The 25,441-nt window shown below is 64.8% G+C and carries 24 protein-coding genes; 19 read left to right on the forward strand and 5 right to left on the reverse strand.

Features of this window, described 5'->3' with window-relative positions; genetic code table 11:
* Positions 1 to 78: 78 nt before the first annotated feature.
* The 3 genes from UP10_RS05035 to UP10_RS05045 all read right to left on the reverse strand — a co-directional run bounded on the left by UP10_RS05035 (position 79) and on the right by UP10_RS05045 (position 2,997).
* Entirely contained in the window at positions 79 to 1,005 is a 927-nt protein-coding gene (locus UP10_RS05035; protein WP_082076990.1) for an AraC family transcriptional regulator, read from the reverse strand.
* Positions 1,006 to 1,062: 57 nt separating this feature from the next.
* Positions 1,063 to 2,559, reverse strand: coding sequence for an NAD-dependent succinate-semialdehyde dehydrogenase (locus UP10_RS05040; protein ID WP_044586279.1), 1,497 nt, complete (start codon positions 2,557 to 2,559; stop codon positions 1,063 to 1,065).
* A gap of 117 nt (positions 2,560 to 2,676) precedes the next feature.
* Positions 2,677 to 2,997 carry a hypothetical protein gene (locus tag UP10_RS05045; RefSeq protein ID WP_044586280.1) on the reverse strand — a complete coding sequence of 107 codons (321 nt, stop codon included), beginning with the start codon at positions 2,995 to 2,997 and terminating at the stop codon, positions 2,677 to 2,679.
* A gap of 359 nt (positions 2,998 to 3,356) precedes the next feature.
* Here UP10_RS05045 and UP10_RS05050 point away from each other — a divergent pair, with 359 nt between their 5' ends.
* Entirely contained in the window at positions 3,357 to 4,550 is a 1,194-nt protein-coding gene (locus UP10_RS05050) for a serine hydrolase domain-containing protein (protein ID WP_044586281.1), read from the forward strand.
* A 130-nt stretch (positions 4,551 to 4,680) separates the two neighbouring features.
* Complete coding sequence (locus UP10_RS05055) at positions 4,681 to 6,375, forward strand: AMP-binding protein (RefSeq protein ID WP_044586282.1); 1,695 nt, start codon at positions 4,681 to 4,683, stop codon at positions 6,373 to 6,375.
* Positions 6,376 to 6,529: 154 nt separating this feature from the next.
* Here the strand turns inward: UP10_RS05055 and UP10_RS05060 are convergent, their stop codons facing one another.
* The gene (locus tag UP10_RS05060) at positions 6,530 to 7,531 is read right to left on the reverse strand and encodes an adenosine kinase (protein ID WP_044586283.1); all 1,002 of its coding nucleotides are present in this window, start codon (positions 7,529 to 7,531) and stop codon (positions 6,530 to 6,532) included.
* A gap of 315 nt (positions 7,532 to 7,846) precedes the next feature.
* Between UP10_RS05060 and murJ the strand changes: the two genes are divergently transcribed.
* From murJ to UP10_RS05140, 16 genes are all read left to right on the forward strand, one after another.
* Positions 7,847 to 9,385 (forward strand): murein biosynthesis integral membrane protein MurJ, encoded by a 1,539-nt coding sequence (gene murJ / locus UP10_RS05065; protein ID WP_044586284.1) that lies wholly within the window; start codon positions 7,847 to 7,849, stop codon positions 9,383 to 9,385.
* A gap of 66 nt (positions 9,386 to 9,451) precedes the next feature.
* Positions 9,452 to 10,504: a tryptophan--tRNA ligase gene (gene trpS / locus UP10_RS05070; RefSeq protein ID WP_044586285.1), complete on the forward strand. Its 1,053-nt coding sequence runs from the start codon at positions 9,452 to 9,454 to the stop codon at positions 10,502 to 10,504.
* A 142-nt stretch (positions 10,505 to 10,646) separates the two neighbouring features.
* The gene (locus UP10_RS05075) at positions 10,647 to 11,141 is read left to right on the forward strand and encodes a universal stress protein (protein WP_044586286.1); all 495 of its coding nucleotides are present in this window, start codon (positions 10,647 to 10,649) and stop codon (positions 11,139 to 11,141) included.
* A gap of 109 nt (positions 11,142 to 11,250) precedes the next feature.
* Positions 11,251 to 11,820, forward strand: coding sequence for a NifU family protein (locus UP10_RS05080; protein ID WP_044537851.1), 570 nt, complete (start codon positions 11,251 to 11,253; stop codon positions 11,818 to 11,820).
* A 176-nt stretch (positions 11,821 to 11,996) separates the two neighbouring features.
* A complete protein-coding gene (gene tsaB, locus UP10_RS05085; RefSeq protein ID WP_044586287.1) occupies positions 11,997 to 12,695 on the forward strand; it encodes a tRNA (adenosine(37)-N6)-threonylcarbamoyltransferase complex dimerization subunit type 1 TsaB in 699 nt (232 codons plus the stop codon).
* Positions 12,692 to 13,180: a ribosomal protein S18-alanine N-acetyltransferase gene (rimI, locus tag UP10_RS05090; RefSeq protein ID WP_044586288.1), complete on the forward strand. Its 489-nt coding sequence runs from the start codon at positions 12,692 to 12,694 to the stop codon at positions 13,178 to 13,180. The genes tsaB and rimI overlap by 4 nt, the downstream gene beginning before the upstream one ends.
* Before the next feature lie 97 nt (positions 13,181 to 13,277).
* Positions 13,278 to 13,727, forward strand: a complete 450-nt coding sequence (locus tag UP10_RS05095) for a Fur family transcriptional regulator (RefSeq protein ID WP_044537854.1) — start codon at positions 13,278 to 13,280, stop codon at positions 13,725 to 13,727.
* A gap of 64 nt (positions 13,728 to 13,791) precedes the next feature.
* Positions 13,792 to 14,472, forward strand: a complete 681-nt coding sequence (locus UP10_RS05100; protein ID WP_044586289.1) for an HAD family hydrolase — start codon at positions 13,792 to 13,794, stop codon at positions 14,470 to 14,472.
* A gap of 179 nt (positions 14,473 to 14,651) precedes the next feature.
* Positions 14,652 to 16,043 carry a tRNA (N6-isopentenyl adenosine(37)-C2)-methylthiotransferase MiaB gene (miaB, locus tag UP10_RS05105; RefSeq protein WP_044586290.1) on the forward strand — a complete coding sequence of 464 codons (1,392 nt, stop codon included), beginning with the start codon at positions 14,652 to 14,654 and terminating at the stop codon, positions 16,041 to 16,043.
* A 5-nt stretch (positions 16,044 to 16,048) separates the two neighbouring features.
* Entirely contained in the window at positions 16,049 to 17,104 is a 1,056-nt protein-coding gene (locus UP10_RS05110; RefSeq protein WP_082076991.1) for a PhoH family protein, read from the forward strand.
* A 68-nt stretch (positions 17,105 to 17,172) separates the two neighbouring features.
* The gene (gene ybeY, locus UP10_RS05115) at positions 17,173 to 17,667 is read left to right on the forward strand and encodes an rRNA maturation RNase YbeY (RefSeq protein ID WP_044537858.1); all 495 of its coding nucleotides are present in this window, start codon (positions 17,173 to 17,175) and stop codon (positions 17,665 to 17,667) included.
* Position 17,668: 1 nt separating this feature from the next.
* Positions 17,669 to 18,796, forward strand: coding sequence for a hemolysin family protein (locus UP10_RS05120; protein ID WP_044586499.1), 1,128 nt, complete (start codon positions 17,669 to 17,671; stop codon positions 18,794 to 18,796).
* Positions 18,793 to 20,406 carry an apolipoprotein N-acyltransferase gene (gene lnt, locus UP10_RS05125; RefSeq protein WP_044586292.1) on the forward strand — a complete coding sequence of 538 codons (1,614 nt, stop codon included), beginning with the start codon at positions 18,793 to 18,795 and terminating at the stop codon, positions 20,404 to 20,406. Before UP10_RS05120 ends, lnt begins: the two co-directional genes overlap by 4 nt.
* Before the next feature lie 261 nt (positions 20,407 to 20,667).
* Complete coding sequence (locus UP10_RS05130) at positions 20,668 to 21,084, forward strand: helix-turn-helix domain-containing protein (RefSeq protein ID WP_044586293.1); 417 nt, start codon at positions 20,668 to 20,670, stop codon at positions 21,082 to 21,084.
* 126 nt (positions 21,085 to 21,210) lie between these two features.
* Positions 21,211 to 22,332, forward strand: a complete 1,122-nt coding sequence (locus UP10_RS05135; RefSeq protein ID WP_044586294.1) for a M20 family metallopeptidase — start codon at positions 21,211 to 21,213, stop codon at positions 22,330 to 22,332.
* Complete coding sequence (locus tag UP10_RS05140) at positions 22,329 to 23,072, forward strand: tRNA (guanine(46)-N(7))-methyltransferase TrmB (protein WP_044586295.1); 744 nt, start codon at positions 22,329 to 22,331, stop codon at positions 23,070 to 23,072. Before UP10_RS05135 ends, UP10_RS05140 begins: the two co-directional genes overlap by 4 nt.
* Positions 23,073 to 23,268: 196 nt before the next feature.
* Here the strand turns inward: UP10_RS05140 and UP10_RS05145 are convergent, their stop codons facing one another.
* Positions 23,269 to 24,342: a DUF2336 domain-containing protein gene (locus tag UP10_RS05145; protein ID WP_044586500.1), complete on the reverse strand. Its 1,074-nt coding sequence runs from the start codon at positions 24,340 to 24,342 to the stop codon at positions 23,269 to 23,271.
* A gap of 326 nt (positions 24,343 to 24,668) precedes the next feature.
* On the opposite strand from UP10_RS05145, the gene rimP reads away from it, so the two are divergent.
* Positions 24,669 to 25,439, forward strand: coding sequence for a ribosome maturation factor RimP (rimP, locus tag UP10_RS05150; protein WP_044586296.1), 771 nt, complete (start codon positions 24,669 to 24,671; stop codon positions 25,437 to 25,439).
* The last annotated feature ends 2 nt before the right edge of the window (positions 25,440 to 25,441 follow it).

The following is a 25,441-nucleotide window of genomic DNA, read 5'->3' on the forward strand; positions in this document are numbered from 1 at the left end:
CCATCTTCGTTTGGGCAGGATCACAATCGATCCAATCGGCGGGCAGCGAGAGACGGCGGCTGCCTGCGCGACAGCTACTCACGAACGCGGCTTGGCATGCCGCTGACTGGCCGCCTCGAAATCCACGATGTCCGCGACAGCGGAGGTTTCACTATCGGGAGATCGATCGGCATCGCTGCCGGATTGCAGCAGCTTCCGCGTACCTCGATCGAGGTCACCGGCCGCGGCCTCGGTGAAGTACCGGGCCGGCGTCGTTGCAAGCATTCGCCTGAACATCGCGATGAAGGCGCTCGGGCTTTCATAACCGAGGTCGAACGCGATATTCGTCACGGATTGTCCGGAAGCGAGGCGCTGCAACGCCAGGCCGATGTGCAACTGTTGCCGCCACCGCACGAACGACATGCCCGTCTCACGCTGGAATAGCCGGGTCAGCGTGCGGTTGCTCGCACCAACGCGCGCGCCCCACTCCTCGATCGTGAAGCGCAGTGAAGGATCGTCGATCAACGTTTCAACCAGGCGCCGCAGCCGCCGGTCAGTCGGCATCGGCAGATGCAACGGCTCGAGCGGCGCAGCCTGCAGCTCGTCGAGCAGGACGGAGACCAGCCGCTGCTCGCGCGTATCGCCCTCGGGATAGAGCGATGGCGCTGAGATGAATCGAAGCAGCAGCTCGCGAAGCAGCGGCTGGACGAACACAATCCCACACTCGTCGCGGAGCGAGCCCGCAAGCGAGGGATCGATGTAGAGACTGCCGACCGTGATCCGGCCGGACGCGCGGGCATGATGAGCAACGCCGCTCGGCATCCAGATTGCGCAATGAGGCGGCACAGTCCAGATGCCGCCGGCGGCTTCGACTGTGATGACTCCCCGGATGACGTAGAGCAATTGCGCCTTGCGGTGGCGGTGCGGTTCGGTCTTATCAATGGAGGCAAGGTCGATCGTGAGGCCAACGACGGAGCGCGGCACTTGATCGGGATCGTCCAGGTCCGGAGTGGTCGAAAGGCTCATTGAACCAGCTCCTGCGAGAGGAGGCGCGACTATCGCAATTCGCGCCTCCTCAGCGCATCAGACCCCGGCCATCATCACGTATTTGATCTCGACATATTCATCCATGCCGTGACGCGAGCCTTCGCGGCCGAGGCCGCTTTCCTTGACGCCGCCGAAGGGGGCTACTTCGGTGGTGATCAGGCCGGAGTTGACGCCGACCATGCCCGACTCCAGCGCCTCGGCGACGCGCCAGACGCGGCCGATGTCACGGGAATAGAAATACGAGGCGAGGCCGAACGGCGAGTTGTTGCACATCGCGATCACCTCGGCCTCGTCCTTGAAGCGGATCACCGGCGCCAGCGGACCGAAGGTCTCTTCGTGCGACACCAGCGCGTCCGGCCTCACGTCGGACAGCACCGTCGGCTCGAAGAAGCTGCGGCCGAGCGACGAGCGCTTGCCGCCGGTCACGATCTTGGCGCCGCCCTTCACCGCGTCCGCAATGTGGCGCTCGACCTTCTCGATCGCTTTCATGTTGATCAGCGGTCCCTGGGTCACGCCTTGCTCGGTGCCGTCGCCGATCTTCATCGCCGCGACCTTTTTCGACAGCTTCTCAACGAACGCGTCGTAGATCTTGTCCTGCGCGTAGAGGCGGTTGGCGCAGACGCAGGTCTGGCCCATGTTGCGATATTTCGAAACGATGGCACCTTCGACCGCGGCATCGATATCGGCATCGTCGAACACCACGAAAGGCGCGTTGCCGCCGAGCTCGAGGCCGAGCCGCTTCACGCCGACCGACGCCTGCCGGTAAAGGATCTTGCCGACCGCCGTCGAGCCCGTGAAGCCGACAAAGCGCACCGCAGGATGCTCGCACAGCACCTTGCCGATCGGCGGCGCATCACCGGTGACGATGTTGAACACGCCCTTCGGCACGCCGGCCTTTTCGGCCAGCACGGCGAGCGCGAGCGCCGACAGCGGCGTCTCGTTGGCGGGCTTCAGCACGACGGTGCAGCCGGCCGCCAGCGCCGGCGACACCTTGCGCGTGATCATCGAATTCGGAAAATTCCAGGGCGTGATGGCGCCGCAGACGCCGATCGGTTGCCGGATCGCCAGCAGGCGGGCATCCGGCCGCTGGGTCGGAATGGTCTCGCCATAGACGCGGCGCGCTTCCTCCGCAAAGAACTCGACATAGGCCGCGCCGATGTCGACCTCGCCGAGCGCTTCCGACAGCGGCTTGCCCTGCTCGGAGGTCAGGATCAGCGCGAGGTCCTCGCGGTTGGCGATGATCAGGTCGAACCATTTGCGCAGGATATTGGAGCGCTGCTTGGCGGTCAGCTTGGCCCAGGCCGGGAACGCGCGCTGCGCGGCCTCGACAGCGAGGGTCGTTTCAGCGGCGCCCAGTTGCGCGATCTTGATCAGCTCGACCCCGGTGGCCGGATTGTTGACCGCGAACTCGGGCGTGCCGACCCAGGCGCCATCGATGTAGCAACGGTCGCGCAGCAGCGAGGGGTCCTTCAGGCGGTCGTGGAGGAAAGATGCTGCGGGCTGCGAAGCGCGTGCGGCAACGGGCGGGGTCATGGCGGTGGTCCTCGGCTTTTTGGAGGGGGTTTTCGCCGCCTATATAGGCCGAAACGCAGCGCAATGCATTGTCCGCAAACGCGGCTCTGCTCTTAGCAATTTCGAGGGCCGATGGCGTCAGGCCGCACCGCTCATATAGGTCTCGCGGCGGCCGATCATGCGCTGGGCGGCGGCCTTGGCATCGGCCTTGGTCGAGGTTGCGCAGGTCCGGTATTCGAGCTCGGCCTCCGCCTTGGTATCGCGGCGGCCGAACCAGGATTTCGAGCCGGTCTGCAGCAGTGCCAAAGCCTGCGCCACATTGTCGACTGCCTCGAAAGAGTGCAGCGCACCGGTGCCGGCGTAGCGGACTTCGTAGAGGCCGGGACTGATCGGCGCTTCGATATTCTCGCCACGCCCTAGCCGCGGATAGCGCTTCCACTCACTCCAGGTCGAAATCATTGCCGCGTCCCCGCAACCCCTCAAGAAAGACGATCAATTTTCGTCAAATGAACTCGATTTTCCGCACCGTTTGTGCAGTGATCTGAATGCGTTAATGCAAAAAATCAGGTCCGAAAATCAGTCTCGCAATCACGTTACCGTGGTTGTTCCCAACGGTCACCCGGGATTGCAGCAAAGTCCACCGCAAAATCTCTGCGCGTGGTGAACGTCGGTTGCGCGCGGGCCTTGTGCAAGGCCGTTTCCGCGGCCCTCCGGTTCACGAGATCGCGACTTCATCGCCCCGCGGCCTCCTTGCGGGACCCCGAAAGCGGGAGGATGATCGGCGCCTTCCAAAATAAATAAATCCGGAGGACAACCCCATGCAAAGTAAGGCCCAGATCGATCAGGTGCTGCTTCAGAAGAGCGAGGCAAAGGAGATTCCCGGCGTCGTCGCGATCGCGGCAACCGGCAAGGACATCATCTACCAGGGCGCGTTCGGCAAGCGCGACCTGTCCAAGGACGACGCCATGACCGCGGACAGCGTGTTCTGGATCGCCTCGATGACCAAGGCGGTGACATCGGCGGGCGCGATGCAGCTGGTCGAACAGGGCAAGCTGTCGCTCGATGAGCCGATCGGCAAGCTGTTGCCCGACCTCGCCGCGCCGCAGGTGCTTGACGGCTTCGACGCCAAGGGCGAGCCGAAGCTGCGGCCGGCCAAGTCGCCGATCACGCTGCGCAAGCTCATGACCCACACTGCCGGCTTCTGCTACGACCTGTGGAACGCCGACATGGGGAAGTATATGGAGAAGACCGGCACGCCCGGGATCATCTCCTGCTCGAATGCTGCGCTGAAGACGCCGCTCGCGAGCGATCCCGGCACGCGCTGGGAATACGGCATCAATATCGACTTCGTCGGCAAGGCCGTAGAGGCCGCGAGCGGCAAGAAGCTCGATGCGTATTTGCATGACCACATGTTCGCACCGCTCGGCATGAGCGACACCGGCTTCAAGATCACGGACAACATGCGCAAGCGGCTGGTCGGCATGCATGCTCGCGGCGAGGACGGAGCATTGGCCGCGATCCCGTTCGAGCTCGAGCAGAATCCGGAATTCCACATGGGCGGCGGCGGCCTCTACTCCACCGCGGCTGATTACATCAAGTTCTGCCAGATGATCCTCAACAAGGGCAAAGGCAACGGCAACCAGGTGCTGAAGCCCGAGACCGTCGCGGCCATGGGGCAGAACCAGATGGGCGATCTCACTGTCGGCAAGCTGACATCAGCGGCGCCGCCGTTCACCAACGACGTCGACCTCTATCCGGACATGATCAAGAAGTGGGGGCTGAGCTTCCTGATCAACACCGCCAAGACGCCGGAAGGCCGCAGCGCCGGCAGCCTCGCCTGGGCAGGCCTCGCCAACACCTACTACTGGATCGATCCGTCGCGCGACGTCTGCGGCGTGATCCTGACGCAGCTGTTGCCGTTCGCGGACAAGCACAGCCTGGAAGCCTTCGCGGGCTTCGAGCGCGGCATCTATGCCGGACTCGATGCCGGCAGCGGGCAGAAGGCGGCCTGACGTTCCACCCATAGAACGCCACAGTCCCTCCCCTCGCGGGGAGGGATTTTTTTGCACCCTCGGGCCTGTCCGGCCCGCGCCAAATGACTAAGATCGCGCGCAAAGCGCGGTCACGCGAGGGAGGACGAACTTGGTATCAAAGGCGGACAGCTACGTTTGCGGCATTTCCGATACGCCGCTGCTCGGCGAAACCATCGGCCGCGCCCTCGACCGTGCGCGCGAGCGCTGGGGCGACCGCGAGGCGCTGGTGTCGCCCAGCCACAATGTGCGCTGGACCTGGAATGAATTCGCCTGTCACGTCGAGGCGCTGGCGGCGGGCTTCCTCGCGCTTGGGCTGGAGCGCGGCGAGCGGATCGGCATCTGGTCGCTGAACCGCCCCGAGTGGACGCTGACGCAATTCGCCGCGGCGAAAGCCGGGCTGATCCTGGTCACCATCAATCCGGCCTATCGCCTGACCGAGCTCGAATTCGCGCTTGGCAAGGTCGGCTGCGCCGCGATCGTGTCCGCGACCGCGTTCAAGACCTCGGCCTATATGGAGATGCTGAACACGCTGTTGCCCGAGCTTGCGAGCAGCGAGCCCGGCCATTTGCGATCGGCACGGCTGCCGCAGTTGCGCGCCGTGATCCAGATCGGTGGCCCCCCGTCATCAGGCACCATTCCATTCGACGAGGTCGCGCGGATGGGTGGGCCCCGGCATCATGAGCAGCTTGCAGTGCTCGCTGAGAGCCTGCAGTTCGACGACCCCGTCAATATCCAGTTCACCAGCGGCACCACAGGCTCGCCCAAGGGCGTGACGCTGACCCATCACAACATCCTCAACAATGGCTACTTCACCGGTCGCGCGATGAAGCTGACGGAGCAAGACCGCATCTGTATTCCGGTGCCGCTCTATCACTGCTTCGGCATGGTGATGGGCAACCTCGCATCGGTCACGCTCGGCACCACCATGGTCTATCCGGGCGAAGGTTTTGATCCCTTGGCGACGCTGACGACGATCGCACAGGAGAAATGCACGACGCTGTACGGCGTGCCGACCATGTTCATCGCCGAGCTCGATCATCCGGAATTCTCGCGCTTCGACCTGTCATCGCTGCGCACCGGCATCATGGCCGGCGCGCCCTGCCCGATCGAGGTGATGAAGCGCGTCAACACCGAGATGAACATGCGCGAAGTGACGATCGCCTACGGCATGACCGAGACCAGCCCGGTGAGCTTCCAGAGCGCGACCGACGATCCCTTGGAGCGCCGCGTCTCCACCGTCGGCCGCATCCATCCGCATGTCGAGGTCAAGGTGGTCGATCTCGACGGCAAGGCGGTAGCACGCGGCGAACGCGGCGAACTCTGCACCCGCGGCTACAGCATCATGCTCGGCTATTGGGACGAGACGGAGAAGACATCAGACGTGCTCGACGCCAATGGCTGGATGCACACCGGCGATCTCGCCGTGATCGACGACGAGGGCTATTGCAACATCGTCGGCCGCATCAAGGACATGGTCATCCGCGGCGGTGAGAACCTTTATCCACGCGAGATCGAGGAGTTCCTCTACCGCCATCCAAAAATCCAGGACGTGCAGATCTTCGGCGTCGCCGACGAGCGCTATGGCGAGGAGCTGTGCGCCTGGGTCAGGGTGCGGCCGGGCGAGACGCTGACACCGGACGAGGTCCGCGCCTTCTGCCAGGGCCAGATCGCCCACAACAAGATCCCGCGCTACGTCGAGTTCGTCGAGGAGTTCCCGATGACGGTCACGGGGAAGATCCAGAAATTCGTGATGCGGGACGCGGTGGAGCAGCGGCTCGGATTGAAAGCGGCGAAGACGGCGTAAGGGCTCTTCCCTCTCCCTCTCCCGCTTGCGGGGGAGGGCCGGGGTGGGGGCTCTCTCCGCGAGTCACGTTGTGGAGAGAGCCCCCCACCCGCACCGCATCTTCGATGCGCTGCGACCTCCCCCGCAAGCGGGAGAGGTGAAGAAAGACCGGTGCCTACACCAGCAGCCCCTTTTGCATCGCCAGCTCCTTCAGCGACACCAGCGGCCGCGCGCCGATGTGCTGGATCACTTCGGCCGCCGCAAGCGCACCTAACCTCCCGGCGTTTTCATAACCGGAATTGCGCACCAGGCCGACCAGGAAGCCGGCGGCGAACAAATCGCCGGCGCCTGTCGTGTCGACGAGTCTGTCGATCGGGTGCGCCGGCACGGATGTGACGCCATCCCTAGCCACGACGACACAGCCCTTCTCGCTGCGGGTGACGACGCCGAGTTTGGTGTCGACACCGAACTGTTTTAGCGCGGTGTCGAAATCCGAGGTCTGGTACAGCGAGTGCAACTCGGCCTCGTTGGAGAACACCAGATCCACGATGCCCTTGCGCATCAAATCGAGGAATTCGTCGCGGTAGCGGTCGACGCAGAACGAATCCGACAGCGTCAGCGCGACCTGGCGGCCGGCGCCGTGGGCGATCGTCGCCGCCTTCACGAACGCGTCCTTGGCGTTCTTCGGGTCCCAGAGATAGCCTTCGAGATAGATGATGCCGGCGGCTTCGATCTGCGCGGCGTCGATGTCGTCAGGCGTCAGATCCTGCGCGGCGCCAAGATAGGTGTTCATGGTGCGCTCACCGTCCGGCGTCACCAGGATGTAGGAGCAGCCGGTGGCGGGCCCGCCGGTGGCCGGCTTGGTGTCAAAGGTCACGCCGGCGGCACGAATGTCGTGGGTGTAGAGCCCGCCGATCTGGTCGTTCTTGACCTTGCCGACATAGGCCGCGCGGGCGCCGAAACTGCCGACGCCGACGATGGTGTTCGCCGCCGAGCCGCCCGATATCTCGGTGGCCGGGCCCATGTCGCTATAGATCGCGGTGGCACGGTTTTCGTCGATCAGCTGCATCGAGCCCTTGGTCATGCCGTGACGGGCGAGGAACGCCTCGTCGGTCTGCACCAGCACGTCGAAGATCGCATTACCGATCCCGAGAACGTCATATTTTGCGTCAGCCATTGACCTGCCCTGTTGTCACGAACGGCTGCGGCCTATCACGTTCGGCCCAGCACCAGCAAGCCGCTGGGCTCGCCCGTCATCCTGAAGGAGGCATGTCCGCCTCCCCGTCATTGCGAGGAGCGTTAGCGACGAAGCAATCCATGGTTCCGCGTACGCGGTGCGATGGATTGCTTCGCGGAGCCTGTCATCGGGCGCGCATTCGCGCGACCCGTTGGCTCGCAATGACGGGGAGAGAGCCGCGCAACCCATACCCGTCCCCTGGCCGGGTCTGATAGGCCGGCTGGCAGCAATCCGCACGACTGCTATACAGCCCAAATGATCCGCTCCTTCCTCACCGTCTCTTCGGGAACGCTGGCCTCGCGGCTGCTCGGGTTCGTGCGCGATTCCGTGATCGCGGCGCTGCTCGGCGCCGGACCCGTGGCCGATGCCTTCCTGGCGGCGTTTCAATTGGTCAACGTGGTGCGGCGGCTGCTGTCCGAGGGCGGGCTGAACGCCGCGCTGGTGCCGGCCTGGCTCAGGGTGCGCGACAGCGATGGCGCGGCAGCGGCGCGCGCCTTTGCCGGCCGCGTGCTCGGCACCGTCAGCGCCGCCGTGATCGCAGCCGCACTGGTGCTCGGCGTGCTGATGCCGCTGGTGATCGCAGCAATCGCCCCGGGCTTCATCGGCCGCGACACGCTGCAACTCGCCGTCGACGACGCGCGGCTGATGCTGCCCTATCTCGCCTTCGCCGGCCCCGTCACGGTCATGATGGCGCTGCTCAATGCGCAGGGCCGCTTCGCGCTGACGGCGTTCTCGCCGTTGCTGTTCAACGTCACGCTGATCGCTGTGATGGCCGTACTGCTGGTGCGGCGACAGGATCCGGTTCAGGCCGCCCTGGTCATGGCGGCAACGATCGGCGTCGCCGGCTTTCTGCAGCTCTCGATGCTGGCCTTGCGCAGTGGCAGGATCGCATCGCCCATGCGGGTCTCCTTCGATCAAGAGATGCGTGGCTTCCTCGGCCGCGCGGTGCCCGGCATGATCGCCAGCAGCGCACCGCAATGGCTGATGGTCGCCGGCGCGGTGATCGCATCCACCTCGCCGTCGGCAGTGTCCTGGCTCTATTTCGCCAACCGCCTGCTCGAACTGCCGCTCGGCATCGTCGGCGTCGCGATGGGCACCGTATTGGTGCCGGAGATGACCCGCGCGGTGCGTAGCGGCGAGCATGCCGCGATCGCGCATGCCGAATCGCGCGGCCTCGAGCTTGCGGTCGGGCTGGCCTTTCCCGCAACGCTCGGCCTGATGGTGCTGAGCGCGCCGATCGCCCGCGTGCTGTTCGAGCACGGCGCGTTCGCGACTGAGGACACCGCGGCGACCGCGCAGGCGCTGATCTGGCTGACGCTCGCGCTGCCGGCGCATGTGCTGGTGAAGGCGCTGTCGCCGGCGTTCTTTGCGCGCGAGGACACGCTGACGCCGCTGCTCGCGACCTTGAAAGCCATTGTGGTCGCGATTGCGACCGCCTTCCTGCTCGGCCATTATTTCGGCGCCAACGGGATCGCCGCCGGCATCGCGCTCGGCGCCTGGAGCAACGCGCTGTCGCTGATCCGGAAAGGTGCGGCAAGCTTCGGCTTTTCGGTCGATGCCAACGCCCGCCGCCGGCTGCCGCGCATCCTCGCCGCAACAGCCGCGATGGGCGCCGTGCTGTGGGTTGCGGCAGGCAACCTGCCGGCGGCGAGCGCACATGGTTTTGTGCAGGCTGCGGGACTGCTGCTGCTGATCGCCGCCGGCATCGCCGCTTACGGGCTGTTTTTGCAGCTTTTCGGCGTCACCGGCTGGCGCGAGGCGGTGAGCGCGATCAGGCAAAAGCGCCCTGCCTGACTTGCGCGCACGGGCCTTAAGTGGCAAACGACGCGGCCAAAGCGGCCATTTCCGGGAATTAAGACCATGGCGTTCGTTGAACGGGTTTTCTCAGGCGTCCAGCCGACGGGCAATCTGCACCTCGGCAACTATCTCGGCGCCATCGTCAACTTCGTGAAGATGCAAGAGACCCACAATTGCATCTATTGCGTCGTCGACATGCACGCGATCACCCAAGGCGTCGACGTCTGGGGCGGCCCGGCCGAGCTCGCGCGCAACACCCGCGAGGTGACGGCTGCGTTCATCGCGGCCGGCATCGACCCGAAGAAACATATCGTCTTCAACCAGAGCCAGGTCGCCGGCCATTCCGAGCTGACCTGGATCTTCAACTGTGTCGCGCGCGTCGGCTGGCTCAGCCGGATGACCCAGTTCAAGGAGAAGGCGGGCAAGGACCGCGAGAATGCGTCGGTCGGTCTCTACGACTATCCGGTGCTGATGGCGGCCGACATTCTCTTGTACCGCGCCACCCACGTGCCGGTCGGCGAGGACCAGAAGCAGCATCTCGAACTGTCCCGCGACATCGCGCAGAAGTTCAACAACGACTTCGGCGATTCGATCCGCGGCCTCGGCTTCAATGAGGGCCTGTTTTTCCCGCAGCCCGAGCCGTTCATCACCGGACCGGCAACGCGGGTGATGAGCCTGCGCGACGGCACCAAGAAGATGTCGAAGTCGGATCCGTCGGACAATTCGCGCATCAATCTGACCGACGACGCCGACACCATCGCGCAGAAGATCCGCAAGGCAAAGACCGATCCGGAGCCGCTGCCGTCGGAGGAGAAGGGGCTGGAGCCGCGCCCCGAGGCCGACAACCTCGTCGGCATCTACGCCGCGCTTGCCGACGTCAGCAAGCAGGATGTGCTGACGCAGTTCGGCGGCGGGCAATTCTCCAGCTTCAAGAACGCGCTGGTCGAACTTTGCGTCGCAAAATTGTCGCCGATCGCCGGCGAGATGAAGCGGCTGGTCGCCGATCCCGGCCATGTCGATTCGATCCTGATCGACGGCGCCAACCGCGCACGCGTGATCGCCGACGAGACCATGCGCACCACCAAGGACATCGTCGGCTTCATCCGCCAGCGCTGACACGGCGAACAGGAACCTCGTCACTCCCTCTCCCAAACGGAGAGGGAGTGTGGCAGCATGGGCGTTGTTTGAGCATGATCTTATCGGAAAACCGCTACACACTTTTCCGGATCATGCTCGTGGGCCAAGCACCGGGACATGCATGACCACCCAGCGACGCAGCTACGAGACCGGTCACAAGCCAAAATGCCTCGTCATCGTTGACGACACGGCGGAATGGGACCGCGCGGTCTATTACGCCAGCCGCTGGGCGATCCGGATCGGCGGCGGCGTCGTGATGCTGCGGGTGATCGAGACCGAGGACCAGAACCAGCAGTGGCTTGGTGTTGCCGACATCATGCGTGCGGAGGCCGAGGAAGCCGCCAATGAGGCGCTCGACCGCGCCGCCGGCCGCGCCAACGGGATCGCCGCGATCACCCCGGAGCGGGTGATTCGCGAGGGCGACCCGACCGAGCAGATCCTCGACGTGATCGACAAGGACGCCGACATCGCTGTCCTGGTGCTGGCCGCCAATCCGGGCGCCGAGGGGCCCGGGCCGATCATCACCACCATGGCCAACGCCATGGGCGAATTCCCGATTCCGGTCACCATCGTGCCCGGCGGCCTGACCGACGCCGAAATCGACGCCCTGTCGTAATGCAGGCCTGGAACTGCTGACCTGCACCTTGATCGGTGCTTTTCGGGTCGCCATCTGTTAAGGGAACCCCAACGCGCCGGCCTTGAACCGGCGACGCCGGAGACAGCAGATGTTCATTCAGACCGAAGCCACGCCCAACCCCGCGACCCTGAAGTTCATTCCGGGCCGCACGGTGCTCGACAGCGGCACCCTGGAATTCTCGACCCCCGAATCCGCCACGCGCTCGCCGCTCGCCGAACGGCTGTTCGCCGTATCAGGCGTCACCGGCGTGTTCTACGGCGCCGATTTCGTCACGGTGACCAAGGCGGACGGCGACTGGCAGCACCTCAAGCCCGCGATCCTCGGCGCCATCATGGAGCATTACATGTCCGGCGCGCCGCTGCTCGCCGACGGTACCGCTGGCAGCGATGACGCCCGCGATGAGGAAGACGAATTCTTCAACGAGGAAGACGCCGAGACCGTCGCGCAGATCAAGGACCTGATCGAGACCCGCGTGCGTCCGGCGGTTGCCAACGACGGCGGCGACATCACCTTCCGCGGCTTCAAGGACGGCATTGTCTATCTCAACATGAAGGGCTCCTGCGCCGGCTGCCCGTCATCGACGGCCACACTGCAACACGGCATCCAGAACCTGCTCCGGCACTATGTGCCCGACGTGCAGGAAGTCCGGCCGATGTAACCGACGTAGGGTGGGCAAAGGCGCACTTGCGCCATGCCCACCATCAATAATCGAGCAAGGAGTGGTGGGCACGCTTCGCTTTGACCACCCATCAAGGGGGAACGAACCGTGAGCCGGCGAACCGGAATTAGCCTTGTAATTAGCCTTGGCATTCCATTCGTCATGATGTTCGTCCCATGCTGATCCTCGCCATCGACACCGCGCTCGACGCCTGCTCCGCTGCCGTGCTCGACACATCGGCGGGCAACACCATCGCCCTTGAGTCGCAGCCGATGCAGCGCGGCCACGCCGAAGCGCTGATGCCGCTGATCGCGCGGGTGATGAAGCAGAGCGGCGTCGCCTTTGCCGCGCTCGACCGCATCGCCGTCACCACCGGGCCCGGCAGTTTCACCGGCCTGCGCGTCGGCCTCTCGGCCGCACGCGGCATCGCGCTGGCCGCTGACAAGCCTGCGGTCGGACTGACGACGCTCGCCGCCTACGCCGCGCCCATTGTCGCCGAGAATGGCGCACGTCCGATCCTGTCGGCGATCGATGCGCGGCACGATCACGTCTACTTCCAGGTGGTCGGCGGCGATGGCAGTCCGCTAGTGAAACCCAAGGTGGCGCCGATCGCGGAAGCCCTCGACGCCGCGCAATTCGGCGCCCTGCACCTGGTCGGCAACGCCGCAAAAATCCTCGCCGAGCGCTGGCCCGCGGAGGCAACGCCGCCGGTCCAGGTCGATCCCCAGGCCGCACCCGACATCAACTGGGTCGCCTGGGTCGGCGCAGCCGTGACCCCGGAGAACGCGCCGGCGCGCCCGTTCTATCTGCGGGCACCGGATGCAAAGCCGCCGAAAGATCAACTCCAGACCAGCGCGCAGCTCTCAGGCACATGATCGGCTGGCTGTCACGGTGGTGGCGCGGCGGCAGCACGCCCGCGGTCGAGCCGGCATCGTTGCGCGACGCGGCGCGGTTGGCGCAATTGCACGGCGCCTCGTTCCATCGCGGCTGGGGCGAAGGCGAGTTCGAGACGATGCTGACCGAGCACAACACCCTCGTGCATCGCTTGAGGCAGGGCCGCAAGGTGATCGGCTTCGCGGTGTCGCGATTGGCCGCGGATGAAGCCGAAATTCTCTCGATCGCGATCGATACCGATGAGCGCGGGCGCGGCCTGTCGCGCAGCCTGCTCTTGACCCATCTCGGCCATCTTGCCGGCCGCGGCGTCCGTACCATCTTTCTGGAAGTGGAAGAAAACAATCAGCCGGCGCGCCGGCTGTATGAATGGGCCGGATTCGGCGTCATCGGCCGCCGTGAGCGCTATTACAAGCAGCCCGGCGGGGAACATTTGAACGCACTTCTGATGCGGCGCGACTTGTCGTAATATCCGCGCGGTGGCAGAACAGCCCTGTTACGCCACCCAAGTTTTCTAAACCCATGTTGTCTGAACCGATGTTTTCTAAACCCATGGCCCTGAACTCATGACCACGGTACGAATCCCGCCTGCGCACAAAAATACTGGCATCGAGGCGCGCTGCGCCGCGACCGGCATGCGCATGACCGAACAGCGCCGCGTCATTGCGCGCGTGCTGGCGGAAGCCCTGGATCACCCTGACGTCGAGGAACTGTATCGGCGCTGCGTCGCGGTCGACGACAAGATCTCGATCTCGACGGTGTATCGCACCGTCAAGCTGTTCGAGGACGCCGGCATCATCGAGCGTCACGATTTCCGCGAGGGCCGTGCGCGCTATGAGCAGATGCCCGAGAGCCACCATGACCATTTGATCAATCTGCGTGACGGCAAGGTGATCGAGTTCACCTCCGAGGAGATCGAGAAGCTGCAGGCCGAAATCGCGCGCAAGCTCGGCTACAAGCTGGTGGATCACCGGCTCGAGCTCTATTGCGTTCCGCTTGATGACGAAAAGTCATAGCGGCAAAGCGTTTTCAAGCGAAGTGGGGACCGGTTCGCGTGAAGAAAACGCGTCAAATAATATCATGAGGTTTGATCTCATCATCTTCGATTGCGACGGCGTATTGGTCGACAGCGAAGTGATTTCCTCTCGCGCGCACGCGGAAACGCTGACCCGTCACGGCTACCCGATCACGCCGGATGGCGTGCTGAAGCGCTTCCTCGGCGTATCCGACCGCGAGGCGCGGCAGATCGTCGAAGCCGAGATCGGCCGCAAGCTGCCCGATGATTTCGAGGCACAGGTCAAGCACGCGACACTCAGCTTCTATGCCGACGATCTCAACGCGATCGATCCTGTCGGCGAGGTGATATCAGGGCTCGATATGCCCAAATGCGTGGCCTCGAGCGGCACGCCGGAGAAGATCCGCCACGGCCTCACCTGCGCCGGGCTCTACGATCAGCTCGCGCCGCATATTTTCTCCGCCATGCAGGTCAAGCGCGGCAAGCCGGCGCCCGACATCTTCCTGTTCGCGGCCGCGCAGATGGGAGCCGACCCTGCGCGCTGCATCGTGATCGAGGACAGCATGCACGGCGTCACCGGCGCCCGCGCCGCCGGGATGACGGTGCTGGGTTTCCATGGCGGCAGCCACTGCGCGCCGGGGCACGAAGAGGTGCTGCGCAAGGCGGGAGCGGCCGTGACGTTCGCCGATATGCGCCAATTGCCCGATTTGATCGCCCGGATTGGGGCCGCAGCCCCGGTAGCGTGAGCCATAAAACACTGTCATTCCGGGGCGATGCGTTAGCATCGAACCCGGAATCTCGAGATTCCGGGTTCGCTCCCTCCGGAGCGCCCCGGAATGACGGGGTGGAACGCTGGATTTTCGCCCCTTTAGGCTATATCTGAGCCCCGCCGCCCTGATGGCGCCGTTTCCACAACCCGGGTTCCATGACCACGCCGCGCAAGCTGCACATCAAGTCCTATGGCTGCCAGATGAACGTCTACGATGCGCAACGCATGGTGGACACGCTGGCTGGCGAAGGCTTTGTCGAGACGGCGAGCGCGGAGGACGCGGATCTCGTCATCCTCAACACCTGCCATATCCGCGAGAAGGCCTCGGAAAAGGTCTATTCCGAGCTCGGACGCCTCCGCGTCGCCAAGGACGAGGCCGCACGCCAAGGCCGCGAGATGAAGATCGCGGTCGCCGGCTGCGTCGCGCAGGCCGAGGGCGCGGAGATCATCCACCGCGCTCCGACCGTCGACATCGTGGTCGGTCCGCAGAGCTATCATCATTTGCCGGAGCTGTTGAAGCGCGCAAAAGCCAACGGCCGCGCGCTGGAAACCGAATTTCCGGTCGACGACAAGTTCGGCTTCCTGCCGCAGCCGAAGCCGGCCGCGATCCGCGCGCGCGGCATCTCGGCTTTCGTCACCGTTCAGGAAGGTTGCGACAAGTTCTGCACCTTCTGCGTGGTACCCTATACGCGCGGCGCGGAAGTCTCGCGCCCAGTCGCGAAGATCATCGACGACGTCACCCAGCTCACCGACAACGGCGTGCGCGAGATCACGCTGATCGGACAGAACGTCAACGCCTATCATGGTGAAGGCCCCGACGGCCGCGCCTGGCCGCTCGGCAAGCTCTTGCAGCGGCTGGCGGAGATCCCCGGCGTGGCGCGGCTGCGCTATTCGACCAGCCATCCGCGCGACGTCGACGACTCACTGATCGCGGCGCATCGCGATTTGCCCGAGCTCATGCCGTTCGTGCATCTGCCGGTGCAATCGGGCGCGGACCGGATCCTTGCAGCCATGAACCGCAAACATACCGCCGACGATTACCGGCGCGTCATCGACCGGTTCCGTGCTGCGCGGCAAGACATTGCTTTCTCATCAGATTTTATTGTCGGCTTCCCTGGGGAGAGCGCGGAAGAATTTTCCGCCACCCTCGCGCTTGTCACGCAAATCGGCTACGCTGGGGCATATTCATTCAAATATTCGCCTCGGCCAGGCACGCCGGCGGCGGAGATGCGGGAGACGGTGTCAGCAGCAGAGATGGACGAGCGTTTGGGGCGGCTTCAGGAATTGATCGACAGCCAGCAATCGGCCTTCAACCGGGCCGCGATCGGCACAACGGTCGATGTGCTGTTCGAGCGCGCCGCGCGCAATCCCGGCCAGATCGTCGGCCGCACCGCCTATCTGCAGCCCGCCCATGTGATGGCCTCATCCGACATCATCGGCAAGGTTCTCCCGGTACGGATCGACAGCCTCGAACGCTACAGCCTGATCGGCGAGCTTGCGGCGCCTTTGGCGCCATCCCCCAATTTGCAGATGACCATTGGAGCCTGAAATCCTTGCCCAAAAGCGCATCGGATTCGCCTGCCCTCGCTCCCAGCCGCAAACCAGACCGCGACATGCAAACCCCACCTGAGACCCAGGTCGTCATCGATTTCGACGACAACCGCGCCGCTTCGGCGCTGGTCGGCCCCTACGGGCAGAACCTCGCACTGATCGAGCGACGGCTCGGCGTCGTGGTCGATTCCCGCGGCAACCACGTCACCATTGCCGGCTCCCGCGACGGCTGCGACGCGGCGCGGCGCGTGCTCGAGACGCTCTACGCGCAGGCCGTCGAAGGCCACGACCTCGATCAGGGCGAAGTGGAAGGCGCGATCCGCGTCGTGATCGCGCAGGGCTCGCTGTTCGAGTTCGACAACAAGACGGCCAAAGCGGCCTTCGAGACCATCAATCTGCGCAAGCGCCCGGTCCGCGCCCGCACCGCGGCGCAAGATTCCTACATCCGCGCGCTGAAGCGGCATGAGATGGTGTTCGGCGTCGGCCCGGCCGGCACCGGCAAGACCTGGCTCGCGGTCGCACACGCCGCGCAACTGTTTGAACGCAAGGAAGTCGACCGCATCATCCTGACGCGTCCCGCGGTCGAAGCCGGCGAGCGGCTCGGCTTCCTGCCCGGCGACCTCAAGGAGAAGGTCGATCCCTATCTGCGCCCGATCTATGACGCGCTGTACGATCTGATGGACTCGCGCGTGGTCGAGCGCGCGATGCAGGGTGGCGAGATCGAGATCGCGCCGCTCGCCTTCATGCGCGGCCGCACGCTGACCAATGCCGTCGTCATCCTCGACGAAGCCCAGAACACCACGTCGATGCAGATGAAGATGTTCCTGACCCGGCTTGGCGAGAACTCCAGGATGATCATCACCGGCGATCCGACGCAGGTCGACCTGCCGCACGGTCAGGCCTCGGGGCTTGCGGAAGCCGTGAAGCTGCTCGACGGTGTCGAGGGCATCTCCCAGGTGCGGTTCACCGCCGAGGACGTCATCCGGCACGAACTGGTTGCGCGCATCGTGGCCGCCTATGAGGGATTGCCGCAAAAGCCGGCAAACGCCAGATCTTGAGATTTTCAGCTTCGACCGGGAGCCCGCGTGCGGCGGGTTCCAGCCCCAACGCAGATTTTGGAACGACCGTGTCCGCCTTTCCCGCCACCGAGGTTCTCGTCACGGCCGAATGCTGGCAGACCGAGCCCGATGCCGAGGCGGTGATCCATCGCGCCATCGAAGCCGCCGCCGAGATCGCCGACGCCGATGTCGCCGACGCCGAGCTTGCGGTGATGCTGACCGACGACACCGGCATCCGCACCCTGAACAACAATTGGCGCAGCATCGACAAACCGACCAACGTGCTGTCGTTTCCGGCGCTGCAGCCGACCGGCAACGAGCCCGCTGATGCCCCGCGCATGCTCGGCGACATCGCGATCGCCTACGAGACGACGCGGCGCGAGGCCGACGAGGAACAGAAACCGTTCGACCATCATTTGAGCCATCTTGCGGTGCACGGCTTCCTGCATCTGATCGGCTACGACCACGAGAATGACGACGATGCCGAAGACATGGAGGCTCTCGAGCGCGAGATCCTCAGCCAGCTCGGCATTCCCGACCCCTATGCGGATCGGATCGCCTGAGATGCCGGATTCCGACCCAATCCAAGACAATCCGCGCAGCGTGAGCAACCTGCCGGCCATCGTGCATGACGGCGAGGTGCAGCGGCCGGCGGCCGAGGGCTGGCTGGTGCGCGCGATCCGCACGTTGTTCGGCTGGAAGGCCGGATCGGTGCGCGACGATTTGCAGGTCGTGCTCGACGCCTCGACGCCCGACGATGTCGGCTTCTCGGCGATCGAGCGCACCATGCTGCGCAACATCCTGTCGCTGAACGAGCGGCGGATCGCCGACGTCATGATCCACCGCGCCGACATCGTCGCGGTCAAGCGCGACATTCCGCTCGGCGAGCTGATGAGCCTGTTCGAGAGCGCGGCGCATTCGCGGCTCGTGGTCTACAACGAGACCCTCGACGACCCCGAGGGCATGGTGCACATCCGCGACCTGCTCGCCTTCATGACGGCGAAGGCACGGATCGGCGACACCACCAAGGCGCGGCGCAAGAAGCCATTCCCGGCAGGGCTCGATCTGCGCGCCGTCGACCTCGCGCTGCCGCTGTCGGAGGCCCACATCATCCGCAAGCTGCTCTACATCCCGCCGTCGATGCGCGCGATCGACCTGTTGGCGCAGATGCAGGCTTCGCGCATCCACTTGGCGCTGGTGGTCGACGAATATGGCGGCACCGACGGGCTGGTGTCGATCGAGGACATCGTCGAGCAGATCGTCGGCGAGATCGACGACGAGCACGATTCCGACGAGCCGCCCTCGATCGTCAAGCAGCCCGACAATTCCTTCATCGCCGACGCCCGCGCCAGCCTCGACGACGTCCGCACCGTGATCGGCGAGGACTTCGTCACCGGCGAGGCCGGCGAAGAGGTCGAGACGCTGGGCGGCTATCTGGTCTCGTTCGTCGGCCGCCTGCCGGTGCGCGGCGAGGTGATTTCGGGACCCGGCCATTTCGAGGTCGAGGTGCTCGACGCCGATCCACGGCGGGTGAAGCGACTGCGCGTCACCACCCGCAAGGAGCGCCCGGCGCCGCGCAAGGAACGCGAGAAGGACCGCGAGCGGCGCCGCGAGCAACCGCCGGAATCAGACACGCCGCAGGCCAACGACAATTCTCCGCCGCCATCCGGCGATGGAGCCGGACAGCCGTGAGGCCCTCCGACAAACTCCGCGCGGCAGGGCTTGCGATCATCCTGACCTGGGGATGGAAGCGCGCCGCCATCGCGCTCATCGCCGGCGCGGCGTCGGCGCTGGCGATGGCACCGTTCAACGCCTGGCCGGTTTTGTTTCTGACTTTGTCCGTCGCGGTCTGGCTGATCGACGGCGCCGCGGCCGGGCGCTGGCGCGGCGTGCCCGCGGCGGCGCTGTCGGGCTTCTGGTTCGGCCTCGGCTATTTCGTGCCGGGACTGTACTGGATCGGTTACGCCTTCTTTGTCGACGCGGACACTTTCGCCTGGCTGACGCCGTTCGCAGTGCTGGGCCTGCCGGCCTATCTCGCGCTGTTCACCGCGTTCGGTTTCGCGCTGGCGCGGCTGATCTGGCCGCGCGACGTCTCGCGCGTGCTGGCGCTCGCGGTCAGCCTGACGATCTCGGAATGGCTGCGCGGCCATGTCCTGACCGGCTTTCCGTGGAACACGTTCGGCTATTCGCTGAGCGAACCGCTGGCGCTGGCACAAACTGCATGTCTTGTCGGGCTGTGGGGCATGACGTTCCTCAGCGTTGCGATCTTCGCGAGCCCGGCCGTGCTGATCGACGGCTCCTCGCGCGGCCGCAAGCCGTGGCGGACGCCGGTCGCGGCATTGGTGGTGCTGGCGGCGATGCTGGTGTTCGGCACGGTCCGGCTGTCGCGTGAGCCGACCCGGCTGGTCGCCAACGTCAAGCTGCGCATCATGCAGCCCAACCTGCAACAGGATGTCAGGTTCAACTACTCCGCCAAGGCGGCGGTGATGCAGAAGTATCTCACATTGTCGGATAGGGCATCCGGGCCGCATTCCACCGGCGTGAGCGATGCAACCATCCTGATCTGGCCGGAATCCGCGTTTCCGTTCTTCCTGACCCGGGAAGCCGACGCGATGGCGCAGATCGCCGATCTGCTGCCCAAGGGCACCGTGCTGATCACCGGCTCGGTGCGCGCGCCTGAACTGCCGCCCGGCGTCCGCATCACGCGTGCTTACAATTCGATCTATCTCATTGACCATGACGGCAGCGTGCTGGCCGTCTACGACAAGCTGCACCTGGTGCCGTTCGGCGAGTATCTGCCGTTCCAGGACCTGATGGAAAAGCTCGGCTTCGTGCAGCTCACCAAGGTGCAGGGCGGCTTCATTCCAGGCACCGTCAGGCGAACGATCGACGTGCCGAACGCGCCGCGCGCGCTGCCCTTGATCTGCTACGAGGCGATCTTCCCCGGCAATGTCGTCAGCCGCGACGACCGTCCGGGCTGGATCATCAACGTTACCAATGACGGCTGGTTCGGATTCTCGACCGGTCCCTACCAGCATCTGCAGCAGGCCCGGATGCGATCGATCGAGGAAGGGCTGCCGCTGGTGCGTGCCGCAAATACGGGCATCTCCGCGGTGATCGATCCTGTGGGCCGGATTGTGGCGCAACTCGGGCTCGGCATCGAAGGCGTGCTCGACGCCAATTTGCCGCAGGCCATCGCGCCGACGATCTACGCGCGTATCGGGAATGGTCCCGCCGCTGTGATTGTGATCGTTGCCTTGGCAATCGTGTTGCGGCGGCGTTTTGCCAGGCGAAAAGCCTGACGTCTGCGTATTGGCGTTGCCGTCAGGTCTCAAAGAGTCTCTAAATTCATTGCTGCGCGAATCCACCAGTTGACAGATTGACCGTGCACTTCGCATTGTACGGTTCCGTACGAAATCAGAAGTCCAGTCAGCCACTTTGCGCAAATTATCCGCATTTCGTCCCGATCCTCCTTGCAGGATTTGACAGCCCCCGCGCCTGAGGCAGACTGCGCTTCCAACTTGCCTCATCGACGGGCGCGCTATCCCTAGGAGAAGTTGGTGATGTCGATCAAAGCGCCCAACCCTGTTGACAAATATGTCGGCAGCCGCGTCCGGATGCGACGCATCATGCTCGGCATGAGCCAGGAAAAACTGGGCGAGGCGCTCGGCCTGACGTTCCAGCAGGTGCAGAAATACGAGAAGGGGACCAACCGCGTCGGCGCCAGCCGCTTGCAGCAGATCTCCGAGATCCTGCAGGTGCCGGTCTCATTCCTGTTCGACGGCGGGCCGAGCGGCATCAAGACCGCCGACGGCTTCAGCGAGGGCTCCTCGCCGGCCTATGTCTCCGACTTTCTTGCGACCGCCGAGGGCCTCGCGCTGACCCGTGCCTTCACCCGCATCAGCGACGGCAAGCTCCGCCGCAGCATCGTCGAGCTGGTCGAGCAGATCGCCGCACGCGAGGCCTCCGACCAGGCCTGAGCGCGGTCATATCCGTTTGAGGGATCGGCAAATCTGGACTATGCCATTCCGGTGCGCTCGATCGCGTCATGTTCCCGCGCGTGCACGCGATGAGAAGTCAACTTCCCCTGAAAATTCACGGCAGCTATGTCCAACCCGTTTGATGCAGCAAATATCCTCGACGGCATCCGCCGCTGGGTCGAGATCGAGTCTCCGACGGAGCGGCCCGATCAGGTCAACAAGGTCGCCGACCTCGTCGCTTCAGGCTATCGCGACCTGCCGGCCAGTATTGAACGTGTCCCGGGACGCGACGGCTGCGGCGACCATCTGGTGGCGCGCTCGTCATGGGGCCAGGACGCGCCGGGCATTCTGGTGCTCAGCCATCTCGACACCGTTCATCCGATGGGATTCATCGAACGCCTGCCGTTCAAGGTCGAGGGCGACAGCGCGTTCGGTCCCGGCATCTACGACATGAAGGGTGGCGCCTATCTCGCCTATCACGCCTTCCGGCAGATCTGCGCCGACGGCGCACGCGCCCCGCTCGGCATCACCCAGCTCTACGTCTCCGACGAGGAGATCGGCAGCCCAACCTCGCGGGCGCTGATCGAGGCCGAGGGCCGCAAGGCCAAATATGTGCTGGTGACCGAGCCCGCGCGCGACGGCGGCAAGATCGTCACCGGGCGCAAGGGCGTCGCGCGCTTCGAGGTGTTCATCAAGGGCGTGCCGTCGCATGCCGGCACCCGTCCCGAGGATGGCCGCAGCGCGATCCGCGAGCTCGGCAATGTTATCCAGGCGCTGGAGGCGATGAACGACCTCAAGCGCGGCGTCACCGTCAATGTCGGCGTCGTCAAAGGCGGCACCAAGCCCAACGTGATCGCGGAAGAGGCTTATGCCGAAGTCGACATGCGGGTGCCGACCATCGCCGATGCCGACGAGCTCGTGCCGAAGATCCTCGGGCTGACATCGCGCACCGATGGCGTCAGCGTCAAGGTGACGGGCGAGCTGAACCGTCCGCCCTATGAGAAGAGCAATGCCGGCGCGGCGCTCTACGAACAAGCCCGGACGCTCGCGACCGAGCTCGGCTTCGATCTCGTCGACGTCTTCACCGGCGGCGGCTCCGACGGCAATTTCACCGCGCCGCATACCGCAACGCTGGATGGCCTCGGTGTCGACGGCAAGGGCGCGCATACCCATTACGAGCAGCTCTACGTCTCGTCGATCGAACCGCGCGCGCGGCTGCTGCACCGGCTCTATCAGACGCTGCGATGATCTCGGCACCGCACGAGACCGGCGATCGCGACGCGCCGTCGGACGATGGCGGGATTGCGCATTCGCGCGGCTCGTTCTTCGGGCGGCGCAAGGGCCACAAACTGCGCTCGCATCAGGCCGACCTGATCGACAATCTGCTGCCGCACCTTGCGCTCGATATCGGCATGCCCGCGCCGGACAGGCTCGTCGAGCTGTTCGATGACGGCATCGAACAGGTCCGGCTCGAAATCGGCTTCGGCGGCGGCGAGCATCTGATCGCGGAAGCGCAGGCGTTCCCCCAGACCGGCTTCATCGGCTGCGAGCCTTACGTCAACGGGATGGCAAAAATCCTGGCGCAGATCGAGGCGCACAATATCGGCAATATCAGGCTGTTCGCCGGCGACGCCGCCGAACTGCTGGCCTGGGCGCCGTCGCGATCGCTTGCACGCATCGACCTGATCCATCCCGATCCGTGGCCGAAGCGGCGGCACTGGAAGCGGCGCTTCGTGCAGGATGCAACTGTGACCGCGATGGCGCGGATCCTCAACGCGAGCGGCGAATTCCGCTTCGTCAGCGACATCGACGATTATTGCGCATGGACACTGGCGCATCTGATGCGTTCGCCGGATTTCGCCTGGCTCGCCGAGCGCGCAACCGACTGGCAATTGCCTTGGCCCGGCTACACGATGACACGCTACGGCGCCAAGGCCGCGCGCGAAGGCCGCAAGGCGGCGTATCTGCGGTTCCAGCGTTCGCGTTAGCTGGTCGCCGTAGGATATTGTGCCCATGAGTGTTGCCGATGCGACACGACGGGCAAATCAGCAAAACCTGTCAATCTCCCGCAGCAAAAATATTTCGCTTTATCCGAAGCGCAACTCAGTGTATAGATGTAGCTGCTTGAACGATGACGCGGAAAGAGCTGTGCGCGAGCGATCGCTTCCGACAACGACGCCGCGACTACCGCGACTTCCAGAAATCCACCACGCGCTGTGCCGTCGACGGCATGAGGCGGGCGAAATTGGCCCGCGCGCCTTCAATGTCGGCGGGCGATACAGTCCGGTTCGGCCCGAGCCGCATCAGGATCAACGCGCGCACCGTCGACCATTCCACGCCGATGGTTTTGCTCGCGATCAGGATCGAGTCGTAGCGTTCGCCGCCGATCAGGCGGTCGAGGGTTGCGATCTTCACGCCGGTCATCGCAGCGAGCGCCGCAACGGCCTCCTCGTACTTGAATACCTTGGCGAAGTTGAGCAACGCGCCTTCGGTCAATTGACCGGCGCGATGCAACGCCATCACCGTGCGTTGTGCCTGCGCATAGTCGCGGCGGCTTTCGGCCTGCTCGGTCGCGCCGGTTATTTCGTTCATGGCCTGATTGATCGCAGCCTGCCGCTCCGGCTTGGCCACGGTGAACAGACGGCGGCGGACCACATCGATCGAACCGGCCAGCAGGCTCTTCAGATGTTCCGGCGGAAGGTCGTCGCGGCGGCCGATCTTCAGCGTCAGCACGCCGTCCTGGCCGGCACGCTGGATCAGCGTGGAGAACCCGTCATCCGAGAAGGCCGCGCCGGCATTGCCGGCGGCACATCTGATCACATCGCGATCGCCACGGCGGACGATGACGTCAGTCAGTTCGATCGAGAGCTTTGGCCGCTCAGCCATTGCAAGCAAATGGCCCTGGCCCTTGGCATTGGCGATTTCGACCAGCGCGGAATCGTCGATGACGGGCGATCGGCGCAGCAGCGGACCTGCGATCGCGATATCGTCCTCGTGCGCGAGCTGGCCGACGAGGTGCCGCGGCGCGTTGGCGAGCAGCGAGAGCCGTTCGGCCAGATCGACCCGTGCGGCGGGTTCGGCATGCGGCACCAGGCTGGTCAGCACGCCATCGAACAGATTGATATGGTCGGGACGGAAATTCGCCGCACCCTGCAGGAACAGCTCGCTGATCCGCCGCGCGGCCTCGGCGCGGCGCCTGGGGTCGCCGCGGCGAACGATCTCATCGAGTTCCGTGATCAGCGCGGGGGCTGTCGTCATGATCCTGTCCAAACCGGCCGGTTCGGCGGGTTTGCGGGCAATCTAGGTGCCGTTCGTAAACGGAGCGTTAGGTCGAGCCTGCCCCGGGAAACCCGCAAAATCACCCGTTCCAAAGCTGGGAGGCCTTGCCGGATCGTGGCAAAAGCGCTATATCGGCCGCAACTTATGGTTCTCATACGATCGCGTATTGAGAGTGGGCCCCTCGGGACCCGCTCTTTTTTATTACCTGAAGGGACCCGGCAGGCCGGGCCTCGTTTGGGTAGCGTTAGCGGCCCCTTAAGGCCCACCGAGCAACACGACAGACCAGACCGCCTTTGACATTCGATATGACCGATCCGACCGCCACGTCCGTGGACGCCGAACTGCTCTCCGAGCCGCGGCTCGTCATCGAGCCGGGTGTGGCAGCGCGCGTGGCTGCCGTCGCGGCTCCCGTGCTGCAAGGCATGGGCTATCGTCTGGTGCGCATCTCGGTGTCGGGCGGCGCCGGCTGCACCGTGCAGATCATGGCGGAACGGCCCGACGGCACGATACAGCTCGAGGATTGCGAGGCGATCTCGCACGCATTGTCACCGGTGCTCGATATCGCCGACCCGATCGAGCGCGCCTACCGCCTCGAAATCTCCTCGCCCGGCATCGACCGCCCGCTGGTACGCCGCTCCGACTTCAAGCGCTACAGCGGCAATCTGGTGAAGATCGAGATGGCGGTCGCGCATCAGGGCCGCAAGCGGTTCCGCGGCGTGCTCGGCGGCATCGAAGGCAATGCGGTGCACTTGCGGCGCGACGACGCGCGCCCTGCCGAAGACCCTGAGGTCCTTCTGGTGATGGAGGACATTTCGGAAGCGCGGCTGGTGCTGACCGACGAATTGATCGCGGAATCGATGCGCCGCGGCAGGGCCGCAGAGCGCGAATTGCACCGCAAGCTTGGCCTCATGCCGCCGCAACCGGCCCACGCCAAGAACAGCGATCCGTCGATAAGTTTCAAGCCGAAGCCGAAGCCAAAGTCCGGCAAGAAGCCGGCCCCGACCAACACCAAAGAACACCGTCTGGCCGCCGCGCGTGCGCGCCGAGGCGAGACCGATCCATTCGAAGGAGACTAAGC

Source organism: Bradyrhizobium sp. LTSPM299 (assembly GCF_000938235.1).
Taxonomy (GTDB): domain Bacteria; phylum Pseudomonadota; class Alphaproteobacteria; order Rhizobiales; family Xanthobacteraceae; genus Bradyrhizobium.

Coding starts and splice junctions, on each gene's coding strand:
- UP10_RS05035 (WP_082076990.1), bottom strand. CDS start 1,005: ATGAGCCTTTCGACCACTCCGGACCTGGACGATCCCGATCAAGTGCCG.
- UP10_RS05040 (WP_044586279.1), bottom strand. CDS start 2,559: ATGACCCCGCCCGTTGCCGCACGCGCTTCGCAGCCCGCAGCATCTTTC.
- UP10_RS05045 (WP_044586280.1), bottom strand. CDS start 2,997: ATGATTTCGACCTGGAGTGAGTGGAAGCGCTATCCGCGGCTAGGGCGT.
- UP10_RS05050 (WP_044586281.1), top strand. CDS start 3,357: ATGCAAAGTAAGGCCCAGATCGATCAGGTGCTGCTTCAGAAGAGCGAG.
- UP10_RS05060 (WP_044586283.1), bottom strand. CDS start 7,531: ATGGCTGACGCAAAATATGACGTTCTCGGGATCGGTAATGCGATCTTC.
- murJ (WP_044586284.1), top strand. CDS start 7,847: ATGATCCGCTCCTTCCTCACCGTCTCTTCGGGAACGCTGGCCTCGCGG.
- trpS (WP_044586285.1), top strand. CDS start 9,452: ATGGCGTTCGTTGAACGGGTTTTCTCAGGCGTCCAGCCGACGGGCAAT.
- UP10_RS05075 (WP_044586286.1), top strand. CDS start 10,647: ATGACCACCCAGCGACGCAGCTACGAGACCGGTCACAAGCCAAAATGC.
- UP10_RS05080 (WP_044537851.1), top strand. CDS start 11,251: ATGTTCATTCAGACCGAAGCCACGCCCAACCCCGCGACCCTGAAGTTC.
- tsaB (WP_044586287.1), top strand. CDS start 11,997: ATGCTGATCCTCGCCATCGACACCGCGCTCGACGCCTGCTCCGCTGCC.
- rimI (WP_044586288.1), top strand. CDS start 12,692: ATGATCGGCTGGCTGTCACGGTGGTGGCGCGGCGGCAGCACGCCCGCG.
- UP10_RS05095 (WP_044537854.1), top strand. CDS start 13,278: ATGACCACGGTACGAATCCCGCCTGCGCACAAAAATACTGGCATCGAG.
- UP10_RS05100 (WP_044586289.1), top strand. CDS start 13,792: ATGAGGTTTGATCTCATCATCTTCGATTGCGACGGCGTATTGGTCGAC.
- miaB (WP_044586290.1), top strand. CDS start 14,652: ATGACCACGCCGCGCAAGCTGCACATCAAGTCCTATGGCTGCCAGATG.
- UP10_RS05120 (WP_044586499.1), top strand. CDS start 17,669: ATGCCGGATTCCGACCCAATCCAAGACAATCCGCGCAGCGTGAGCAAC.
- UP10_RS05130 (WP_044586293.1), top strand. CDS start 20,668: ATGTCGATCAAAGCGCCCAACCCTGTTGACAAATATGTCGGCAGCCGC.
- UP10_RS05135 (WP_044586294.1), top strand. CDS start 21,211: ATGTCCAACCCGTTTGATGCAGCAAATATCCTCGACGGCATCCGCCGC.
- UP10_RS05140 (WP_044586295.1), top strand. CDS start 22,329: ATGATCTCGGCACCGCACGAGACCGGCGATCGCGACGCGCCGTCGGAC.
- UP10_RS05145 (WP_044586500.1), bottom strand. CDS start 24,342: ATGACGACAGCCCCCGCGCTGATCACGGAACTCGATGAGATCGTTCGC.
- rimP (WP_044586296.1), top strand. CDS start 24,669: ATGACCGATCCGACCGCCACGTCCGTGGACGCCGAACTGCTCTCCGAG.